The sequence below is a fragment of the Paraburkholderia sp. BL6669N2 genome, from assembly GCF_003387275.1.
In the GTDB taxonomy this organism is placed as follows: domain Bacteria; phylum Pseudomonadota; class Gammaproteobacteria; order Burkholderiales; family Burkholderiaceae; genus Paraburkholderia.
Genome location: NZ_QUNA01000001.1, coordinates 633,953 through 652,254 on the forward strand (window position 1 = coordinate 633,953; position 18,302 = coordinate 652,254).

Sequence of the window (18,302 nt, forward strand, 5' to 3'; positions counted from 1 at the left end):
TCAAGTCCATGGCCCACTTCTCGTGTTTCCCCGGCGCTTCGGCCCTTTCCGATTTCCGTCAAACCCGCCTGCTCGACACGCTCACGCGCATCGATCCGAACATCACCGGCGTGCGCGGGCAATATCTGCACTTTGTCAACGCGCAGACGCCGCTCTCCGCTGAAGACAACGCGAAGATCGAAGCGCTGATGCACTACGGCGATCCGCTCGAAGAAACCAGCGAGCGCGGCACGGCCGAGACTTTCCTCGTGGTGCCGCGTTTCGGCACGGTGTCGCCGTGGGCCAGCAAGGCAACGGATATCGCGCATCTGTGCGGCCTCACGCAGGTGCGCCGCATCGAGCGCGGCGTCGAGTACACGGTCACGCTGAAAAGCGGCCTGCTGGGCGGCAAGAAAGCGCTTTCCGACGAAGCCCGCGCAGCCGTCGCGGCAGCCTTGCACGACCGCATGACCGAAAGCGTGGCGCCGTCGCGCGACCACGCGCTGCATCTGTTCGACGAACTGCCGGCCAAGCCGCTGCAAACCGTCGACGTATTGAGCAACGGCCGCGGCGCGCTGGAAACGGCGAACACGGAACTGGGCCTCGCGCTCGCCGACGACGAAATCGACTACCTCGTCGACGCCTTCACGAAGCTCGGCCGCAACCCGACCGACGTCGAACTGATGATGTTCGCGCAGGCCAACAGCGAACACTGCCGCCACAAGATTTTCAACGCGGACTGGACCATCGACGGCGAAAAGCAGGATATCTCGCTGTTCAACATGATCCGCAATACCGAGAAGCTGAATCCGCAGGGCACGATCGTCGCGTATTCGGATAACTCGGCGATCATGGCGGGCGGCATGGCCGAGCGCTGGTTCCCGCGCACGCCGGCCGAGCTGGGCGCGAGTGAGCTGCCGGAGCACTACCGCCGCAGCAACGAACTCACGCACACCTTGATGAAGGTGGAAACGCACAATCACCCGACCGCCATCTCGCCGTTCCCGGGCGCCGCGACCGGCGCCGGCGGTGAAATCCGCGACGAAGGCGCGACCGGCCGTGGCGCGCGTCCCAAAGCCGGTCTGGCGGGCTTCACGGTGTCGAATCTGGAATTGCCGGACGGCGTCGAGACGTGGGAAAACGCGCGCGACGCCGCGCAGCCGCTCGCACACCGCAATCCGGACGACAAACACGAAGCGTACGGCCGCCCCGACCGCATCGCCTCGCCGCTGCAGATCATGATCGACGGCCCGCTCGGCGGCGCCGCATTCAATAACGAATTCGGCCGGCCGAATCTGGGCGGCTATTTCCGCGCTTACGAGCAGAACGTCGCGGGGCTGGTGCGCGGCTATCACAAGCCGATCATGATCGCCGGCGGCATCGGCAATATCTCGGAGCAGCACACGCATAAGCACGATCTGCCGGAAGGCTCGCTGCTGATCCAGATCGGCGGCCCGGGCATGCGCATCGGCATGGGCGGCGGCGCCGCAAGCTCGATGGCGACGGGCACCAACACCGCTGAACTCGACTTCGACTCGGTCCAGCGCGGCAACCCGGAAATCGAGCGCCGTGCGCAGGAAGTCATCAACGCGTGCTGGCAGCTTGGCGAAAAGAACCCGATTCTGAGCATTCACGACGTGGGCGCGGGCGGTCTTTCGAACGCTTTCCCGGAAGTCGTCGACGGCGCCGGCAAGGGCGCGCTTTTCGATCTGCGCAAGATCCAGCTGGAAGAAAGCGGCTTGTCGCCGCGTGAAATCTGGTCGAACGAAGCGCAAGAACGGTACGTGCTGGCCATTGCGCCGGCGGATCTGCCGGCCTTCGCCGCCATGTGCGAGCGCGAGCGTTGCCCGTTCGCCGTGATTGGCACGGCCACCGCCGAGCGCCAGCTCAAGCTGATCGACTCCGAACTGAACGACGACAACGCGCACCAGCCGGTCGACATGCCGATGGAAGTGCTGCTCGGCAAGGCGCCGCGCATGCATCGCGACGTCAAACGCGTCGAGCGCAAGCTCGAACCGGTGGATGTGACCGGCATCGCGCTGTCGGATGTTGCGACTAGCGTGCTGCGTCATCCCACGGTGGCGAGCAAGTCGTTCCTGATCACGATCGGCGACCGTTCGGTGGGCGGTACGACCGCGCGCGACCAGATGGTCGGCCCGTGGCAAGTGCCGGTGGCCGACGTCGCGATCACCACGATGGACTACGCGGGTTTCACCGGCGAAGCCATGACGATGGCCGAGCGCACGCCTTTGGCTGTCATCGACGCGCCGGCTTCGGGCCGCATGGCGGTCGGCGAGGCCGTGACCAACATCGCGGCGGCGCCGATCGCGTCGCTCGACAAGCTCAAGCTGTCGGCGAACTGGATGGCCGCGTGCGGCGCGCCCGGCGAAGACGCCGCGCTCTACGACACGGTCAAGGCGATCGGCATGGAGTTGTGCCCGGCGCTCGGCATCAGCATTCCGGTCGGCAAGGATTCGCTGTCCATGCGCACCAAGTGGGAAGACCGCGGCGTGGCGAAGGAAGTGGTCGCGCCGGTCTCGCTGATCATCTCGGCGTTCGCGCCGGTTCAGGACGTGCGCCGCCACCTCACGCCGCAGCTGCGCCGCGATGTGGGCGAGTCCGTGCTGATCGCAATCGACCTTGGCCGCGGCAAGCATCGTCTCGGCGGCAGTATTTTGGCGCAGGTTACGCAGCAGGTCGGCAACACGGTGCCGGACGTGGACGATCCGGAAGACCTCAAGCGTTTCTTCGCCGCGATCCAGGCGCTGAACCAGGACGGCAAGCTGCTCGCCTATCACGACCGTTCCGACGGTGGCCTGTGGGCGACGGTGTGCGAAATGGCATTCGCGGGCCACGTGGGCGTGTCGCTGAATGTCGACATGCTGGTGCTCGATCCGAACCACGAATCGGATTACGGCGACGCCAAAGACTGGGCGAAGCAGACCAGCGGCCGTCGTGAAGACCGTACGATCCGCGCGCTCTTCAACGAAGAGCTTGGCGCCGTCGTCCAGGTGCGCGCATCCGAGCGCGACGCGGTGCTCGCAGCGTTGCGCGAACACGGGCTGTCGGCGTGCTCGCATGTGATCGGCAAGATCAACGAGCGCGACACGATCGAAATTTATCGCGACGCCAGGAAGATTTACGAAGCGCCGCGCACCGAATTGCATCGCACATGGAGCGAAGTGAGCTGGCGTATCGCACGTTTGCGCGACAACCCCGCGTGCGCCGACGCCGAATACGACTCGCTCTCCGACGCGGCCGATCCGGGCATTTCACCGATCCTGACGTTCGATCCGGCAGAAGACGTCGCCGCGCCGTTCATCGGCAGGAGCGCGCGTCCGCGCGTGGCGATCCTGCGCGAGCAGGGCGTCAACTCGCACCTCGAAACGGCCTACGCTTTCGACCGCGCCGGCTTCGACGCGCACGACGTGCACATGAGCGATCTGCTGGCCGGCCGCGCCAATCTGGCGGACTTCGCCGGCGCGGTGGCGTGCGGCGGCTTCTCGTACGGCGACACGCTGGGCGCCGGTGAGGGCTGGGCGAAGGCGATCCGCTTCAACGCGCAACTGGCCGACATGTTCGCCGCCTTCTTCGGCCGCGAAGACACGTTCGCGCTCGGCATCTGCAACGGCTGCCAGATGATGAGCAGCCTCGCTTCGATGATTCCGGGCGCCGAAGCCTGGCCGAAGTTCACCCGCAACAAGTCGGAGAAATTCGAAGCGCGCTTCTCGCTGGTCGAGGTGCAGGCTTCGCCGTCGCTCTTCTTCAACGGCATGGAAGGCTCGCGCATTCCGGTCGCGATCGCCCACGGCGAGGGCTACGCGGACTTCTCGCAGCAGGGCGATGCGTCGAAGGTCGCGGTGGCGATGCGCTATGTCGATCACCGTGGTCAGGCGACCGAGCAGTATCCGTTCAACCCGAACGGATCGCCGAACGGCATCACCTCGGTGACGACGCCGGACGGCCGCTTCACGGTGCTGATGCCGCACACCGAGCGCGTGCATCGCGCGGTGCAGATGAGCTGGCACCCGGAAGGCTGGGGCGAAGGCGCCACGGACGCCAGCCCGTGGCTGCGCGTGTTCCAGAACGCGCGCCGCTGGTTGGGATGATGACGTGAGACGGCTGCCGCCTAGTGCTACGCGGCAGCTTGCTCGCGCCGCGGCCGCGCGCTTGTGCGAGGTGGAAGGACGGCGGATGGCGAAGCGCGTCCATCCGCCTGCGCGGCGGCTCCCAGACTGACAATATTTAGTTCGTATCCGCTCGGGTACGGCCACGCTCATATTCCCGGATTTGTCCATCTTTCGTACCCGATCGGGTACGGGGCGTCCCTATTGCTGCCTCGGCGTGCCGACTCGTATCCGCTCGGGTACGAAATCGGCTCCGTACGGCAGTCTCGTGGCATAATGTTCCCGAGCGGGTACGAACGTACACGAGGGCGCGTGATGGAGTCCACGGTTTTCATCGGCAATATGACGGAGTTAGGCGATCTCGTGCGGGCGTCCAGGCTCGCGCAGGGGTTGACGCGCGACGACGTCGCCGCCGCGAGCGGCCTGTCTCCCAAGTTCATCACGCACATCGAGGCAGGTAAGCCCACCGCGCAGATCGGCAAGGTGCTGCATCTTCTCAGCGAACTGGGCATCACTCTGCGCGCCGAGGTTTCCGTGGACATTCCCGCAGACGTCTCCAACAAGGCGTCCCATCGCCGCCGGAGTTCCCATGGCCGCTAGAACGCTAGTCGCGTATGCGAATGGCCGGCGCGTGGGCGTCGTGAGCGATGACAGCGGTGTGTGGTCATTTGCCTACGACCAGGGCTGGCTGGGCCGTGAGGACGCGTTTGCGCTTTCACCCGCTTTCCCACTGGTAGCCGATCCTTTCGTCGACGGATCGAGCCTGCGGCCGGTGCAATGGTTCTTCGACAACCTGCTGCCCGAAGAGGAAATGCGCAGTGCGCTCGCTCGTGAGGCCAAGGTCGATGCAAGCGACGCGTGGGGCCTGCTCGCCTATTACGGCCGGGAATCGGCCGGCGCCTTGACGCTGCTCGCAGAGGGCGAACAGGAGGCGCCTGGCGGACTGCAGCCGTTGTCGCAAGCGAATCTGGAGGCACGCATTCAGGCGATGCCACAGCACGCGCTCACCGCCACGGCGCCCAAACGCATGTCCGCGGCGGGCGCCCAACAGAAACTGCTGCTGACCTTGCGAGGCAACGCGCCGCACTACGAACTGCTGGAGCCCGTGGGCAGCGAGCCGTCCATGCATCTGCTCAAGCCCGACATGCGCAGCACGGGCTATCCGCATTCGGCGATCAACGAGTTTTTCTGCATGCAGCTGGCGCGCGCAATGGGCGTGCGTGTTCCGCCTACGCACTTTTTACGTGTGCCTTCGGCCTGTTACCTGATCGATCGTTTCGACCGTGACACGAGCAGTGAGCCGGCTCGGCGGCTGCATACCGTCGACGCCATGCAGTTGTTGAACTACGACCGCAGCTTCAAGTATCAGAACGCGACCGCGCAGGTGCTCAGGGATGCCATCGAGAAAACGAGCACGCGGGCAGTGGCGCGTCTCGATGTATTCCGCTGGGCGATCTTCAATGTGCTTATCGGCAATGCCGACTCGCACCTGAAAAACCTCTCGTTCTTCGTCACCGCTCGCGGTTACAGGCTGGCTCCGTTCTACGACCTGGTGAGCACGGTCGTCTACCACACGCCGACCTACCAGCCGCAGCAGCGGGACCGTTGGCCTCACTGCGACCTGACCATGCCTGTCGGAGACGCCACGCAGTTCGCGCAGATCAACCGAAAGAACATGCTCGCCTTCGGCGAAGCGCTTCGTCTTTCGCCGAAGGGTTCGGAAAGATTGCTGGATGAGATGCTGGCCACGCTCGACGCCCGGGTGGCGCAGACCCGGCGCAGCGTCGACGAAATCGCGCAGCCCAATGCCGGCGAAGTCCGGCTGCTGGACTCGATTGTCGCGATGCCGCTTGCGGAAATGAGCCGCGCTTTGCGCAAGTGATCGCGGGCGCTTTCGTCCGACCGGCCACAGTTAATCCCAATGAAAAAGGCGCTGTTCAGTCAATGACTGAACAGCGCCTCGAGCTGAATCGAACTCGGCTTACTGAATCTTCGCGTTCTTACGCAAACCTTCCTCGAATGCCTGCAGCTTTTCCTGCTGGATCTGCTGCACGATCTGCGGGCGCACTTGCTCGAGCGGCGGCGGCGTGATGTTGCGCACGTCGTCGACACGGATGATGTGCCAGCCGAATTGCGTATGCACCGGCGTGTCGGTCATCTGGCCTTTCTGCAGATGCGTGGCCGCGTCTGCGAATTCAGGCACGTAGGCCTTCGGGTCCGACCAGTCCAGATCGCCGCCGTTCTTGCCCGATCCCGGGTCCTTCGAGAATTGCTTGGCCAGATCCTCGAAGCTTGCGCCGGCCTTGATCTTCGCGATCAGGTCCTTGGCCTGCTGTTCGTTGTCCACGAGGATGTGGTGCAGGTGATATTCCTTGCCGCCCGCGTCCTTGATCAACGCGTTGTAACGCGCGGTGACTTCGGCGTCGCTCGGCGTGTTGTTCTTCACGAAGTCTTCGATCAGCGCGCGCAGCACCACGGTTTGCTGTGCCACGGCGATTTGCGCCTTGATGTCCGGACGATTCGGCAGACCGCGGCGCAGCGCTTCCTGCATGAGGATCTCGCGGTTCACCAGTTCTTCGCGCACGGCCGTTTGCAGTTGCGGCGTATTTTGCTGGCCTTGATGAACCAACTGGTCGATCAGCGCATCGGCGCGCGCTTTCGGAATCGGCGTGCCGTTCACAACGGCGATGTTCTGTGCGAATGCAGGTGCGGCTGCACATGCAGCCAGCAATACCCAAAGGCGGGTTTTCTTCAAGGTCATCGAAAATTTTCCTAGCGGGGCAACAAAGCGAATTCTTCGGGCGTATACGCCGTGATGGCAAGGGCATGGATGCCGCGCTGCATGGCATCGGCCAGCGCATCATACACCATGCGATGCCGCGCCACGCGGGCCTTACCGGCGAATGCGGCAGCCACGATCGTGACACTGAAATGACCGCCGGCGGAGGCGCCGGCGTGACCGGCGTGCTGCGCGCTGTCGTCGGTGATCTGGATCGAAGCGACCGGCGCCAGTGCGGCGGCGAGGCGCGCCTCGATCAGTGCGGCGCGCTCGGCGGTGGTGGCGTGCATGAATACATCGGCGTCGCTCGTCATGTCATTCTTCCTTCATATACTTCGACAACCACAAACTCTGCCCGACGATGAACACCACCAGGCATCCGGTGGCGCCGAACAGCTTGAAATTGACCCACTGGTCGGTCGTGTAGTTGTACGCGACGAACAGGTTCACCAGTCCGAGCAGCACGAAAAAGATCGCCCAGACGACATTCAGCTTGCCCCAGATCGCGTGCGGCAGTGTGATCTGCTTGCCCATCATCGCTTCGATCAGGTTCTTGTTGAAGGCCAGTTGCGAGACGATCAGCGCCACTGAAAACGCCCAGTACAGCACGGTCGGCTTCCATTTGATGAAGGTGTCGTTGTGCAGCACGAGTGTCGCGCCGCCGAACACGGTAACGACGCCGAGGCTCACCCACAGCATCGGATCGACCTTGCGGTGGCGGAAGGCCACCCACGCGATCTGCACCAGCGTGGCGACGATCGCCACTGCCGTCGCCGTGAAAATGCCCCAGATCTTGAAGGCGACGAAGAACAGGATGATCGGGAACAGATCGAACAGGAATTTCATTATCTGGTCGGGAGGTCGGAAATTGAGCGGAGAGTGAGCGGGAGACTATAAGGGCGCAGTGCGAAGCGTCGGGGCGACCGCTTCGCAAGCTGGACGAAGGGTGTCGCGGCCGGCGCGCACCTGATGGCGCGGACGCCGGCCGGCAACGCGCCGGACTCCGCGCTGCGTTACTTGGGCTCGAATTGTAACGCAGCTGAATTGATGCAGTACCGCAGGCCGGTCGGCGCGGGTCCGTCTTCGAAGACGTGGCCCAGATGCGCGCCGCAGTTCTTGCATTCCACCTCGATGCGCAGCATGCCGTGCGAGCGGTCGGTTTTCTCCTTGATCACTTCGCCGTCGATTGGCTTGAAGTAGCTCGGCCAGCCGCAACCGGCATCGAACTTGGTGTCCGATTCGAACAGCGGCGTGCCGCAACAGACGCAGTCATAGATGCCGCGGTCCCAGTGGTCGTGGTAGCGGCCGGTGAACGGACGCTCGGTGGCGGCGTGGCGCGTCACCTGATATTCGATGTCGGAAAGCTGCTTGCGCCACTCGGCGTCGTCTTTCTGCACGGCGGGGGCGTCGGTCTTGGGTTCGTCGGGTTTGTTCATGGTCGGTTCCTGTCTCGGGCTTGTTTTGAGGGGCAGCTAGATGGTGAGCAGATTCGGCTCAATACATCACTACGCACAAACAGAAGTCGTTTAACGCGTCACGACGAGCAGCTCACTTCCAGCGAGCTCGCCCAGTCCGGCGGCAGCCCCGCATACGCTTCATGCTCGGGCTGTTCGTCGAACGGACGGCGCAGCACGGCCGCCAGTCGTTCCACTTCGGAAAAATCCTTCTCTTTCGCGCGGCGGATCGCCGTTTCCGCCAGATGGTTGCGAAGTACGAATTTGGGGTTCACACGGTTCATTGCAATGGCGCGCGCGGCGTCGTCGCGTGTTTCTTCGGACAGCCGGGCGCGATAGTCGTTCGCCCAGGCGTCGAATGCGGCGCGGTCGAGAAAAAGATCGCGCGCCGGCGCGTCGCCGCTCGCGTCGTGCTTCGACACGCGCGCCAGATTGCGGAAGGTCAGCGTGAAATCCGCACGATTGGCGTGCATCACTTCGAACAGGCGATTCACCAGCGTATCGTCGCCGGGGCGTTCGGTTTCGAGGCCGAGCTTGGCGCGCATGCGCCGCTCCAGCGCTGGGGCAAAGCGATCCTTGAAGCCGCCGAGCACGCGTTGCGCGTCTTCAATCGCCTTGTCCGCGCGCACGCTTTCCTCGTGCTGTTCGCCCAGCAGCGGCAGCAGCCCTTGCGCGAGGCAGAAGAGGTTCCAATAGGCGATCTGCGGCTGCATCTTGTACGCGTACCGGCCTTGCGAATCGGAATGATTGCAGATGTAGCCGGCGTCGAAGCCGTCCATGAAACCGAATGGACCGTAGTCGATCGTGAGACCGAGGATCGACATGTTGTCGGTGTTCATCACGCCGTGGCAGAAGCCGACCGCTTGCCAGTCGACCATCAGATCAGCGGTCGAGATGACCGCTTCATCGAGCAGCGCGAGATACGGATCGTCCGCTTCGCGGCAATGCGGATAGAAACGCTCGATCACATGATCGGCGAGCGCGCGCAGCGCGTCGGTGCGATCGTTCGAATAGAAGTGCTCGAAGTGGCCGAAGCGCACGAAGCTCGGCGCCACGCGCGTGACCACGGCGGCCGTTTCGACGGTCTCGCGCCGCACCGGCTGATCGGAGCCGATCACGCACAGCGCGCGCGTGGTCGGAATGCCGAGGTGATGCATCGCCTCCGAGCACAGATACTCGCGGATCGACGAGCGCAATACCGCGCGGCCATCGCCCATGCGCGAGTAGGGCGTGCGCCCCGCGCCTTTGAGCTGCAATTCGAAGCGCCGGCCGTTATGTTCGACTTCGCCGAGACCCAACGCGCGGCCGTCGCCAAGCTGGCCGGCCCACACGCCGAACTGGTGCCCGGAATAGACCGAGGCGTAGGGCAGCGCTTCGGCCGGCCACTCACGCGTCAGGTTGCCGGAGAACAGTTCGGCAAAGCCCGGATCATTCTCGACGCCCGGCTCCAAACCGAGCAGCGCGGCGGTTTCGGTGGAGAACCCGACGAGGTACGGCGCGTTGAGCGGCGCGGCCGGTAAGCGCGTCAAAAACACACTGCCGAGCCGCGCGAACGCGCTCTCGTGCAACGTGGTGAGCGCATCGGAAAGAGCCGTCAAAGGCCCGGATAACCCTGCAATGCTTGGGGAAAACGACATATTGAGCGCCTCTGAATTAACCGATATTGTAAGTCCGCGCCCGCGGAGCTGCTGGCCGGCCGTACAGCTGTCCCGTACCGACCCTGTCCAGATCCTGTCCAGATCTTGCCGGCCTTGCGCTTTTCGCCGAAGGCGCGACGAGGCGCGCCCCCCGAGCTGCAAACCAATTGAAACGATCGAGCCGAGGAGACCACTCTTTATGACGACGCCGCTGCTTGGCCAGATGATGGACGTGCCGCTCACCGTGCCTTCGTTGCTCACACACGCCGCGCGGCATTTCGGCAGCACGGAAATCGTGTCGCGGCGTATCGAAGGCGACCTGCATCGCTATACCTATCGTGATTGCGAGAAGCGCGCGAAGCAGCTTGCGCAAGCGTTGATCGCGCTCGGCGTCGAACCCGGCGAACGGGTCGCGACGCTTGCGTGGAACGGCTACCGCCATCTGGAAGCGTATTACGGCACGACCGGCTTCGGTGCCGTGTGCCATACGATCAATCCGCGCCTCTTTCCCGACCAGATCGCTTACATCGTCAATCACGCCGACGACGCCTACGTGCTGTTCGACACCACCTTCGCGCCGCTCGTCGACGTGCTCGCGCCGCAATGTCCAAAAGTGCGCGGCTGGATCGCGCTCGCCGACGAAGCGCATCTGCCCGCCATGCAGACACCCGCGCTCAGCTACGAAACGCTTGTCACCGCGCAGGACGGCAATCACGAGTGGCCACCGCTCGACGAGCGGCAAGCCTCGTACCTGTGCTACACATCCGGCACGACGGGTAATCCGAAGGGCGCGCTGTATTCGCATCGTTCGACGGTGCTGCATGCGTTCGGCGCGTCATTGCCGGACGCCATGAGCCTCTCCGCGCGCGACTGCGTGCTGCCCGTCGTGCCGATGTTTCATGTGAACGCATGGGGCATTCCGCATGCCGCGCCGCTGACCGGTGCGAAGCTCGTGTTCCCCGGCAAAGACCTGGACGGCAAGTCGCTGTACGAATTGATGGAGAGCGAACGCGTCACGTATTCGGCCGGCGTGCCGACCGTGTGGCTTGGACTGCTCAACTATCTGCGCGAGGCGAAAGTGCGGTTTTCGTCGCTCAATCGCACGGTGATCGGCGGTTCGGCCTGTCCGCCGGCCATGCTGCGCACCTTCGAGGACGACTACGGCGTGCAGGTGATCCATGCGTGGGGCATGACCGAAATGTCGCCGCTCGGCACGCTGTCCAAACTGACGTGGGAACAAAGCCAGCGTCCGCTCGAAGAACAGCGCGCGTTGCTCGAAAAGCAGGGGCACGTGCTGTATGGCGTCGATATGAAAATCGTCGGCGACGATGGCCGCGAACTACCTTGGGACGGCGTCGCGTTCGGCGATCTGCATGTGCGCGGACCGTGGGTGATCGACCGCTATTTCCGCAAGGACGACTCGCCGCTCGTGGACGGCTGGTTTCCCACCGGCGACGTCGCCACCATCGACCGCGACAGTTTTCTGCATATCACCGACCGCTCGAAAGACGTGATCAAGTCAGGCGGCGAATGGATCAGTTCGATCGACATCGAGAACGTGGCGATCGCGCATCCGGCCGTGGCCGAAGCGGCGTGCATTGCGTGCGCGCATCCGAAATGGACTGAGCGGCCGCTGCTGGTAGTCGTCAAGCGGCCCGGCTTCGAGGTGACACGTGAAGAGTTGCTGGCCTTCTACGACGGCAAGGTCGCCAAATGGTGGATTCCCGACGACGTCGCGTTTGTCGACGAATTGCCGCACACGGCGACCGGCAAGCTGCAGAAGCTCAAGCTGCGCGACATTTTCCGCAATCACGTGCTGCCTTCGGCGCTCGAAGACGAAAAGGACTGTCCATTGACGCCGCTTGCCAGGGGAAACCCCGCCTAAAAATAAAAAGACGCGAATTGAACGAGCGTGCTTTTTTGTGTATTCTGCCTGCTGACCCCGGAAAAAACAGACAATCGGTCGGATCGTTGATCCGACTCGATGAACCGGATGGGCGGCATCTGTTGCCGCCCTCACGCATGGATCGCATGGAGGCAGGCAGATGGCAGTGGACTACACAACTCATGACGGCGTGGCCGTCATCACGCTGAACAATCCTCCCGTGAATGGCCTCCGCCTGTCGACGCGAGCGGGTATCGTCGAGGGCATCGAGCGCGCGCAGAACGATCCGGCCATCAAGGCCATCGTGCTGACCGGCGCCGGCAAGGCCTTCTCGGGCGGCGCCGACATCACCGAATTCAATACACCGAAAGCGACCCAGGAGCCGACGCTCGCCACGGTCATCAAGACCGTGGAAGGCAGCGCGAAGCCGGTGGTGGCGGCAATTCACAGCGTCGCGATGGGCGGCGGTCTGGAGTTGGCGCTCGGCGCGCATTACCGCATCGCCGCGCCTGGCGCGCAGATCGCGCTGCCGGAAGTGAAACTCGGCATTCTGCCGGGCGCGGGCGGCACGCAGCGTCTGCCGCGCGCCATTGGTCTCGAAGCGGCGCTCAATATGATCGTCTCCGGTGCGCCCGTCATGTCGGAGAAGCTCGCCGATTCCGGTTTGTTCGATGAACTCGCGCAGGGCGATCTTGCCGAAGCTGCGCTCGCGTTCGCCCGCAAGGTCGGCGCGAAAGAAGGCCCGCATCCCAAGGTACGTGACCGCAAGATCGAGCATCCGAACGCTGCCGGTTTCATCCAGTTCGCGCGCAATACCGTCGCCACGATGGCGAAGAATTTCCCCGCGCCGCTGAAATGCATCGATGCCGTGGAGGCGGGCGTGCAGAAGGGTTTCGACAAGGGCCTCGCGTTCGAACGCGAATGCTTCATGGCGCTCGTGCAGACGCCGGAAAGCCACGCGCTGCGTCACGCGTTCTTCGGCGAACGCGCGGCGAGCAAGATTCCTGACGTGCCGTCGGACACACCGGTGCGCGACATCGGCCAGGTGGCCGTAATCGGCGCGGGCACGATGGGCGGCGGCATCGCGATGAACTTCATCAACGCGGGCATTCCGGTCACGCTGCTGGAAACGAAACAGGAAGCACTCGACCGCGGCCTCGCCACGATTCGCAAGAACTACGAAGCGACCGTCAAGAAGGGCAAGCTCAAGCCTGAAGCGCTCGAACAGCGCATGGCGCTGATCACGCCCACGCTTTCCTACGACGACCTCAAGAACGCCGATCTGATCGTCGAGGCGGTGTTCGAAGAACTCGGCGTGAAAGAACAGGTGTTCAAGCGTCTCGACGAAGTGACAAAGCAAGGCGCGATTCTCGCCTCGAATACGTCGACGCTCGACGTCGACAAGATTGCCGCTTTCACGAAGCGTCCGCAGGACGTGGTCGGCATGCACTTCTTCAGCCCGGCCAATGTCATGAAGCTGCTGGAAGTGGTGCGCGGCAAGGAGACGGCCAAAGACGTGCTCGCCACCGTCATGAAGCTCGCCAAGAAGATCAAAAAGACCGCCGTGGTCTCGGGCGTGTGCGACGGTTTCATCGGCAACCGGATGATCGAGCAGTACATCCGCCAGGCGCTTTTCATGCTCGAAGAAGGCGCGCTGCCCGCGCAGGTCGACAAAGCGATCGAGAAGTTCGGCTTTGCGATGGGTCCGTTCCGCATGAGCGATCTGGCCGGCAATGACATCGGCTGGGCGATCCGTAAGCGCCGCTACCAGGAACAACCTGACCTGCATTACTCGAAGATCGCCGATCGTCTCTGCGAGACGGGGCGCTTCGGCCAGAAGACCGGCGGCGGCTGGTACGACTACAAGGCGGGCGACCGCAGCGCGTATCCGTCGACAGTGGTCGACGACATGATCGTCGCGTTTTCGAAGGAAGCCAACGTGGAGCGTCGCAAGATCAGCGACGAGGAAATCGTCGAGCGACTTGTATTCGCGCTCGTGAACGAAGGCGCGAAGATTCTCGAAGAAGGCATTGCGTCGAAGGCGTCGGACATCGACATGGTCTATCTGACCGGCTACGGCTTCCCGCTCTATCGCGGCGGCCCCATGCTGTACGCGGACACGGTCGGCCTCTACAACGTCGAGCGCGCCATTCGCCGCTATGCGGCGCGGCCGAACGGCGATGCGTGGCAACTGGCGCCGAGCATCGCGGAACTGGCGGCCAAGGGCCGCGGGTTCAACGGCTGAGCTACAGCGCGACTGAATTGACTGAGGTGGCGCTGTGCGGCGAATCGCTCGCGCGCCATCATCGATATCTGGAAGTAGGAGACATGCATGACTGACGCCGTAATCGTATCGACCGCCCGTACGGGTCTCGCCAAATCATGGCGCGGTGGTTTCAACATGACGCACGGCGCGACGCTCGGCGGCCACGTCACGCAGGCCGCCGTCGAGCGCGCGAGGCTCGATCCGGCACGGGTCGAAGACGTGATCATGGGCTGCGCCAATCCGGAAGGCGCGACCGGCATGAACGTCGCGCGGCAGATCGCGTTGCGTGCCGGTTTGCCGGTCAGCGTGCCGGGCATGACGGTGAACCGTTTCTGTTCGTCGGGATTGCAAACTATCGCGCTGGCTGCGCAGCGCGTGATCGCCGGTGAAGGTGACGTGTTCGTGGCCGGCGGCGTGGAATCCATCTCGTGCGTGCAGAACGAGATGAACCAGCACATGCTGACCGAAGGCTGGCTCAGCCAGAACAAGCCGGAAATCTACTGGTCGATGCTGCAGACCGCGGAGAACGTCGCGAAACGTTATTCGATCTCGAAGGAGCGCCAGGACGAATACGGCGCGCGTTCGCAGCAGCGGGCAGCGGCCGCGCTCGAAGCCGGTAAGTTCAAGGACGAGATCGTGCCGTTGACGGTGCTCGCCGGCGTCGCCGACAAAGCGAGCGGGCGTCTCTTCACGAAGGAAGTGACCGTTAGCGGCGACGAAGGCATTCGCGCCGACACCACGCTCGAAGGCGTATCGAAGATTCGTACCGCGCTGCCGGGCGGTGTCATCACCGCGGGCAATGCGAGCCAGTTCTCGGATGGCGCGTCGGCTTGCGTGGTGATGAACGCCAAGGTGGCGGAGCGCGAAGGCCTGCAGCCGCTCGGTATTTTCCGCGGCTTCGCGGTGGCCGGATGCGAGCCGGACGAGATGGGTATTGGCCCGGTGTTCGCGGTGCCTAAACTGCTCAAGCAGGCGGGTCTGAAGGTCGAGGACATCGACCTGTGGGAACTGAACGAAGCGTTCGCGGTGCAGGTGCTGTATTGCGCCGACAAGCTCGGCATTCCGCAAGACCGTCTGAACGTGAACGGCGGCGCGATTGCGGTCGGCCATCCGTATGGCGTGTCGGGCGCACGGCTGACCGGCCATGCGCTGATCGAAGGCAAGCGGCGCGGCGCGAAGCTGGTTGTCGTGACCATGTGCATCGGCGGCGGGCAGGGCGCAGCGGGTTTGTTCGAAGTGGTGTGACGCGGCTCGAACGGTAGTGGATGGCGGGTGCCGTGTGGTTCGGCGCGACAGCGCGTAAACCATGCGCCATGCGGCACCCGTTTTCTATTCGCGCGTGGCGCAGGCTGGCCCGACGATCCGCTTCAAGGCAAAGCCATGCCGGCCGACGGCAGGCTCAAGCTGCCCTGATCGATGAATCGCGTCGTGCCCGTCAGGCCGCCCGCAAGCTTGCCGCGCAGAATGTACGGAATCTGTCCTGACTCGGTGGCGCCCACGAAGGCGAAGGCCTGGCGAACCGCAGCGAAAGCGGGCACGGTCAACGGCACATTGACGATCGTTTCGCCGTAGCGTGGTACGGTGCCGACCTGATCGCTCACACCGCTCGCGAACGGTTTGCCGTTCAGTTCGAGATCGAGCGACACGCCGTTGAAGCTGACCGCGGAATCGTTGGGATTCTGCACGCGCAGTTTGACGTTGAAACGCATCTCGAAGCCCTGGCTCTCGATCGGTTCGATGCCGGCCACGTTCACGCGCACCGGGTCGCCGCCGAACAGGCCGGCGCAACCGTTGAGCGTCAGTGCGACGAGGGCGAGGAACGTAGCCAGACGAACGGAACGGCCAGACAGCAGCGCACGAAAGAAGGACATGACCTGCACCTCGAAAGAAGCGGCTTCGGTCATGCATTGTACCGGGCCATGCCGTGCGCCAAACGGCATTTCAGACCGCGCGCCGCAGCCGTGTTTTGACGAGACTGGCTAGTTGCTGCAGAGCTTCACGAATCGGACCTCGACCGTTCTTCCGCGCGCGCCACGGCTGCACGACGAACGCCGCAGCGTTTGCATGCGCGGCGCTGATCGACACGACGCCGCGTTGCGGCGTCACGAAGCACTCTCCTTCGTGCAACGCGATCGACGTGACCGGCACGGCGTCGCCCAGCCATGCGAGCGAGCGATCGCGATAGTCGAGTTGCAGATCGCCTTCCACCGCCACGATCGAGGTCCGCGCGGGCAAATCGTGCACGGCCAACTGACCGGTGAAGAGGCGAGCAGGCGCGCCGCGTGCCGGACCAAAACGCGATTGAAAGACTGACATGGCGGTTTCCTTTAAAGCGATTCCATGCCATACAGCTTATTGAGTCCGTTCACGTGACAACAGCCGCAGCCACCAGCAATCTGAACCGGTACAGCAACGCGTTTCAATGCGCTGTGTCGGTCGGAATCGAACGAATGTGTATCTGTCGCGCCGCGCGAAATGTCCGCACCATCCGCACATGACTCAATCCATCCTGACGCGGCAGGCAGCGCCTGCGGACCGGCTGCCGGACAGCCAGCCTCTCTACCGGCAATTGGCTGATCAATACCGCCGCGCGATTGGCGGCGGCGTGCTGCGTCCAGGTGACCGCATGCCGTCGATACGTGCCTTCATGCAGCGCCACGGCGTCAGTCTCGCGACGGCAACAGAGAGCTACCGCGTGCTGGAACGCGACGCGCTGATCGATGCCCGGCCGCGCGCCGGTTACTTCGTGCGTGTGCCACCTACCGCGGCGTTGCAGGTCGCGTCCGAACCCGACCTGGCGACGCCGCCCGGCGCCGCGCAGTTCGTCGGTATTCACTCGGTGATTTCCTCGATCGTGGCGACATTCCAGCGCTATCCGAACGCGCTGAATCTCGGCGGCGCGACGGCATCACCCGACCTGTATCCCACGGACGCGTTGCAGAAAGCCGCGCTGCGCGCGCTGCGTAAGCGGCCTACCTTGCTGACCGCCGCCGGACACGACCAGGGCGATCCGGCCTTGCGCGCGATCATTGCGCGCCGCGCGCTCGACGCCGGCATCCAGATCGGCGCCGACGACATCATCATGACTCACGGCGGCATCGAAGCCGTGAACCTCGCATTGCGGGCGGTGACGCAACCGGGCGACACCGTTGTGGTCGAGTCACCGTGCTTTTTCGGGCTGCTGCAGGCGCTCGAAAGCCTCGGCTTGCGCGCGCTCGAAATTCCGGCCAGTCCGACCACCGGCCTCGCCATCGAAGCGCTGGCGTTCGCGCTGCACACGCATCCCGACATCAAGGCCGTGGTCGTGGTGCCGAACCTGCAAAACCCGCTCGGCAGCGTGATGCCCGACACGCACAAGGCGCGGCTCGTCGAGCTGTGCGCGCAAGCCGGCATTCCGTTGATCGAAGACGATCCGTACCGCGAACTGGCCGACGCCGCGCAGCCGCCCAGATCGCTGAAGGCGTGGGACACCGACGGCACCGTGATTCACTGCACGTCGTTCAACAAGGTGCTGGCGCCCGGCATGCGGGTCGGCTGGGTCAACGGCGGCCGCTGGCATCCACGCATCGGCATGCTGAAGTTCGCGCAGTCGCGGCACAACGAACAACTGTCGCAAGTCGTCCTCGCCGAATTTCTGGAAACGAACGCCTATGAGCGGCATTTGCGGCGTTTGCGCGACCGCTTGCGGCTTCAGCGCGAACGGATGGCCGCGGCGATCGCCTCCTCGTTTCCCGACGGCACGCGTTTCACGCCGCCGCGCGGCGGGATGTTTTTCTGGATCGAATTGCCGCATGCCATGTCGTCGACGGTGTTCTTCGAGGCCGCACTGAACGACGGCGTTCGCGTCATGCCGGGGACCGTGTTTTCGAATGGCGGGCGCTTCGATCATTTCATCCGGCTCAGTTCGCCGAGCACGGACATCGATCTGGCCGACGAAGCCGTGCGCAGGTTAGGGCGGCTGGCCGCGCGAATGGCGGCTCACCCGGATTGATGCGGTGCAGCGCCGATTGCAAGTGCTTGAAGAAGCACGTTACTTTGATCATCATTGGATGGGTCGTCTGGCGCAGCGGCTTGTGGCAACGCGTCGCGGAAGACTGGCAAGGCACTCTGACTGGCATCTTCGTATCATTAGCAATCCGGTCATGTGCTGATTGCTGACCGGCTGCTTCTGGCAG

Annotated in this window: 14 protein-coding genes; 7 read left to right on the plus strand and 7 right to left on the minus strand. The window is 63.8% G+C overall.

Annotation, left to right across the window (positions count from 1 at the left end):
* Positions 1–8 precede the first annotated feature (8 nt).
* The 3 genes from purL (at position 9) to B0G80_RS02875 (ending at position 5,988) form a co-directional block, all read left to right on the plus strand.
* On the plus strand, positions 9–4,088 hold the full coding sequence (gene purL, locus B0G80_RS02865; protein WP_116116908.1) for a phosphoribosylformylglycinamidine synthase: 4,080 nt from the start codon (positions 9–11) through the stop codon (positions 4,086–4,088).
* Between the two features lie 333 nt (positions 4,089–4,421).
* Positions 4,422–4,706, plus strand: coding sequence for a helix-turn-helix domain-containing protein (locus B0G80_RS02870; protein WP_116116909.1), 285 nt, complete (start codon positions 4,422–4,424; stop codon positions 4,704–4,706).
* On the plus strand, positions 4,696–5,988 hold the full coding sequence (locus B0G80_RS02875; RefSeq protein ID WP_116116910.1) for a HipA domain-containing protein: 1,293 nt from the start codon (positions 4,696–4,698) through the stop codon (positions 5,986–5,988). Before B0G80_RS02870 ends, B0G80_RS02875 begins: the two co-directional genes overlap by 11 nt.
* Positions 5,989–6,087: 99 nt before the next feature.
* On the opposite strand, the gene B0G80_RS02880 is transcribed toward B0G80_RS02875, so the two are convergent.
* The 5 genes from B0G80_RS02880 to B0G80_RS02900 form a co-directional block, all read right to left on the minus strand.
* The gene (locus B0G80_RS02880; protein WP_106281103.1) at positions 6,088–6,867 is read right to left on the minus strand and encodes a peptidylprolyl isomerase; all 780 of its coding nucleotides are present in this window, start codon (positions 6,865–6,867) and stop codon (positions 6,088–6,090) included.
* 11 nt (positions 6,868–6,878) lie between these two features.
* Positions 6,879–7,199 (minus strand): BolA family transcriptional regulator, encoded by a 321-nt coding sequence (locus tag B0G80_RS02885; protein WP_106307434.1) that lies wholly within the window; start codon positions 7,197–7,199, stop codon positions 6,879–6,881.
* Position 7,200: 1 nt separating this feature from the next.
* A complete protein-coding gene (locus B0G80_RS02890; RefSeq protein WP_091794362.1) occupies positions 7,201–7,731 on the minus strand; it encodes a septation protein A in 531 nt (176 codons plus the stop codon).
* Between the two features lie 167 nt (positions 7,732–7,898).
* Complete coding sequence (msrB, locus tag B0G80_RS02895; RefSeq protein WP_116116911.1) at positions 7,899–8,321, minus strand: peptide-methionine (R)-S-oxide reductase MsrB; 423 nt, start codon at positions 8,319–8,321, stop codon at positions 7,899–7,901.
* A gap of 98 nt (positions 8,322–8,419) precedes the next feature.
* A complete protein-coding gene (locus tag B0G80_RS02900; protein ID WP_116116912.1) occupies positions 8,420–9,976 on the minus strand; it encodes a YdiU family protein in 1,557 nt (518 codons plus the stop codon).
* 199 nt (positions 9,977–10,175) lie between these two features.
* Between B0G80_RS02900 and B0G80_RS02905 the strand changes: the two genes are divergently transcribed.
* From B0G80_RS02905 to B0G80_RS02915, 3 genes are all read left to right on the plus strand, one after another.
* Entirely contained in the window at positions 10,176–11,861 is a 1,686-nt protein-coding gene (locus tag B0G80_RS02905; protein WP_116116913.1) for a 3-(methylthio)propionyl-CoA ligase, read from the plus strand.
* Positions 11,862–12,021: 160 nt separating this feature from the next.
* Positions 12,022–14,106, plus strand: a complete 2,085-nt coding sequence (locus tag B0G80_RS02910; RefSeq protein WP_116116914.1) for a 3-hydroxyacyl-CoA dehydrogenase NAD-binding domain-containing protein — start codon at positions 12,022–12,024, stop codon at positions 14,104–14,106.
* Between the two features lie 87 nt (positions 14,107–14,193).
* Positions 14,194–15,372 carry an acetyl-CoA C-acyltransferase gene (locus B0G80_RS02915; protein WP_116116915.1) on the plus strand — a complete coding sequence of 393 codons (1,179 nt, stop codon included), beginning with the start codon at positions 14,194–14,196 and terminating at the stop codon, positions 15,370–15,372.
* A 122-nt stretch (positions 15,373–15,494) separates the two neighbouring features.
* On the opposite strand, the gene B0G80_RS02920 is transcribed toward B0G80_RS02915, so the two are convergent.
* Complete coding sequence (locus B0G80_RS02920) at positions 15,495–15,998, minus strand: LEA type 2 family protein (protein WP_116119485.1); 504 nt, start codon at positions 15,996–15,998, stop codon at positions 15,495–15,497.
* Between the two features lie 70 nt (positions 15,999–16,068).
* Positions 16,069–16,443 carry a hypothetical protein gene (locus B0G80_RS02925; protein WP_116116916.1) on the minus strand — a complete coding sequence of 125 codons (375 nt, stop codon included), beginning with the start codon at positions 16,441–16,443 and terminating at the stop codon, positions 16,069–16,071.
* Between the two features lie 178 nt (positions 16,444–16,621).
* Here B0G80_RS02925 and B0G80_RS02930 point away from each other — a divergent pair, with 178 nt between their 5' ends.
* Positions 16,622–18,118 carry a PLP-dependent aminotransferase family protein gene (locus B0G80_RS02930; RefSeq protein WP_116119486.1) on the plus strand — a complete coding sequence of 499 codons (1,497 nt, stop codon included), beginning with the start codon at positions 16,622–16,624 and terminating at the stop codon, positions 18,116–18,118.
* Positions 18,119–18,302 lie beyond the last annotated feature (184 nt).

What these genes read in the sequence shown, in the direction of transcription:
- B0G80_RS02870 (WP_116116909.1), top strand. Translation starts at nt 4,422, where the DNA reads ATGGAGTCCACGGTTTTCATCGGCAATATGACGGAGTTAGGCGATCTC.
- B0G80_RS02910 (WP_116116914.1), top strand. Translation starts at nt 12,022, where the DNA reads ATGGCAGTGGACTACACAACTCATGACGGCGTGGCCGTCATCACGCTG.
- B0G80_RS02930 (WP_116119486.1), top strand. Translation starts at nt 16,622, where the DNA reads ATGACTCAATCCATCCTGACGCGGCAGGCAGCGCCTGCGGACCGGCTG.
- B0G80_RS02880 (WP_106281103.1), bottom strand. Translation starts at nt 6,867, where the DNA reads ATGACCTTGAAGAAAACCCGCCTTTGGGTATTGCTGGCTGCATGTGCA.
- B0G80_RS02885 (WP_106307434.1), bottom strand. Translation starts at nt 7,199, where the DNA reads ATGACGAGCGACGCCGATGTATTCATGCACGCCACCACCGCCGAGCGC.
- B0G80_RS02890 (WP_091794362.1), bottom strand. Translation starts at nt 7,731, where the DNA reads ATGAAATTCCTGTTCGATCTGTTCCCGATCATCCTGTTCTTCGTCGCC.
- purL (WP_116116908.1), top strand. Translation starts at nt 9, where the DNA reads ATGGCCCACTTCTCGTGTTTCCCCGGCGCTTCGGCCCTTTCCGATTTC.
- B0G80_RS02915 (WP_116116915.1), top strand. Translation starts at nt 14,194, where the DNA reads ATGACTGACGCCGTAATCGTATCGACCGCCCGTACGGGTCTCGCCAAA.
- B0G80_RS02920 (WP_116119485.1), bottom strand. Translation starts at nt 15,998, where the DNA reads ATGTCCTTCTTTCGTGCGCTGCTGTCTGGCCGTTCCGTTCGTCTGGCT.
- msrB (WP_116116911.1), bottom strand. Translation starts at nt 8,321, where the DNA reads ATGAACAAACCCGACGAACCCAAGACCGACGCCCCCGCCGTGCAGAAA.
- B0G80_RS02875 (WP_116116910.1), top strand. Translation starts at nt 4,696, where the DNA reads ATGGCCGCTAGAACGCTAGTCGCGTATGCGAATGGCCGGCGCGTGGGC.
- B0G80_RS02900 (WP_116116912.1), bottom strand. Translation starts at nt 9,976, where the DNA reads ATGTCGTTTTCCCCAAGCATTGCAGGGTTATCCGGGCCTTTGACGGCT.
- B0G80_RS02925 (WP_116116916.1), bottom strand. Translation starts at nt 16,443, where the DNA reads ATGTCAGTCTTTCAATCGCGTTTTGGTCCGGCACGCGGCGCGCCTGCT.
- B0G80_RS02905 (WP_116116913.1), top strand. Translation starts at nt 10,176, where the DNA reads ATGACGACGCCGCTGCTTGGCCAGATGATGGACGTGCCGCTCACCGTG.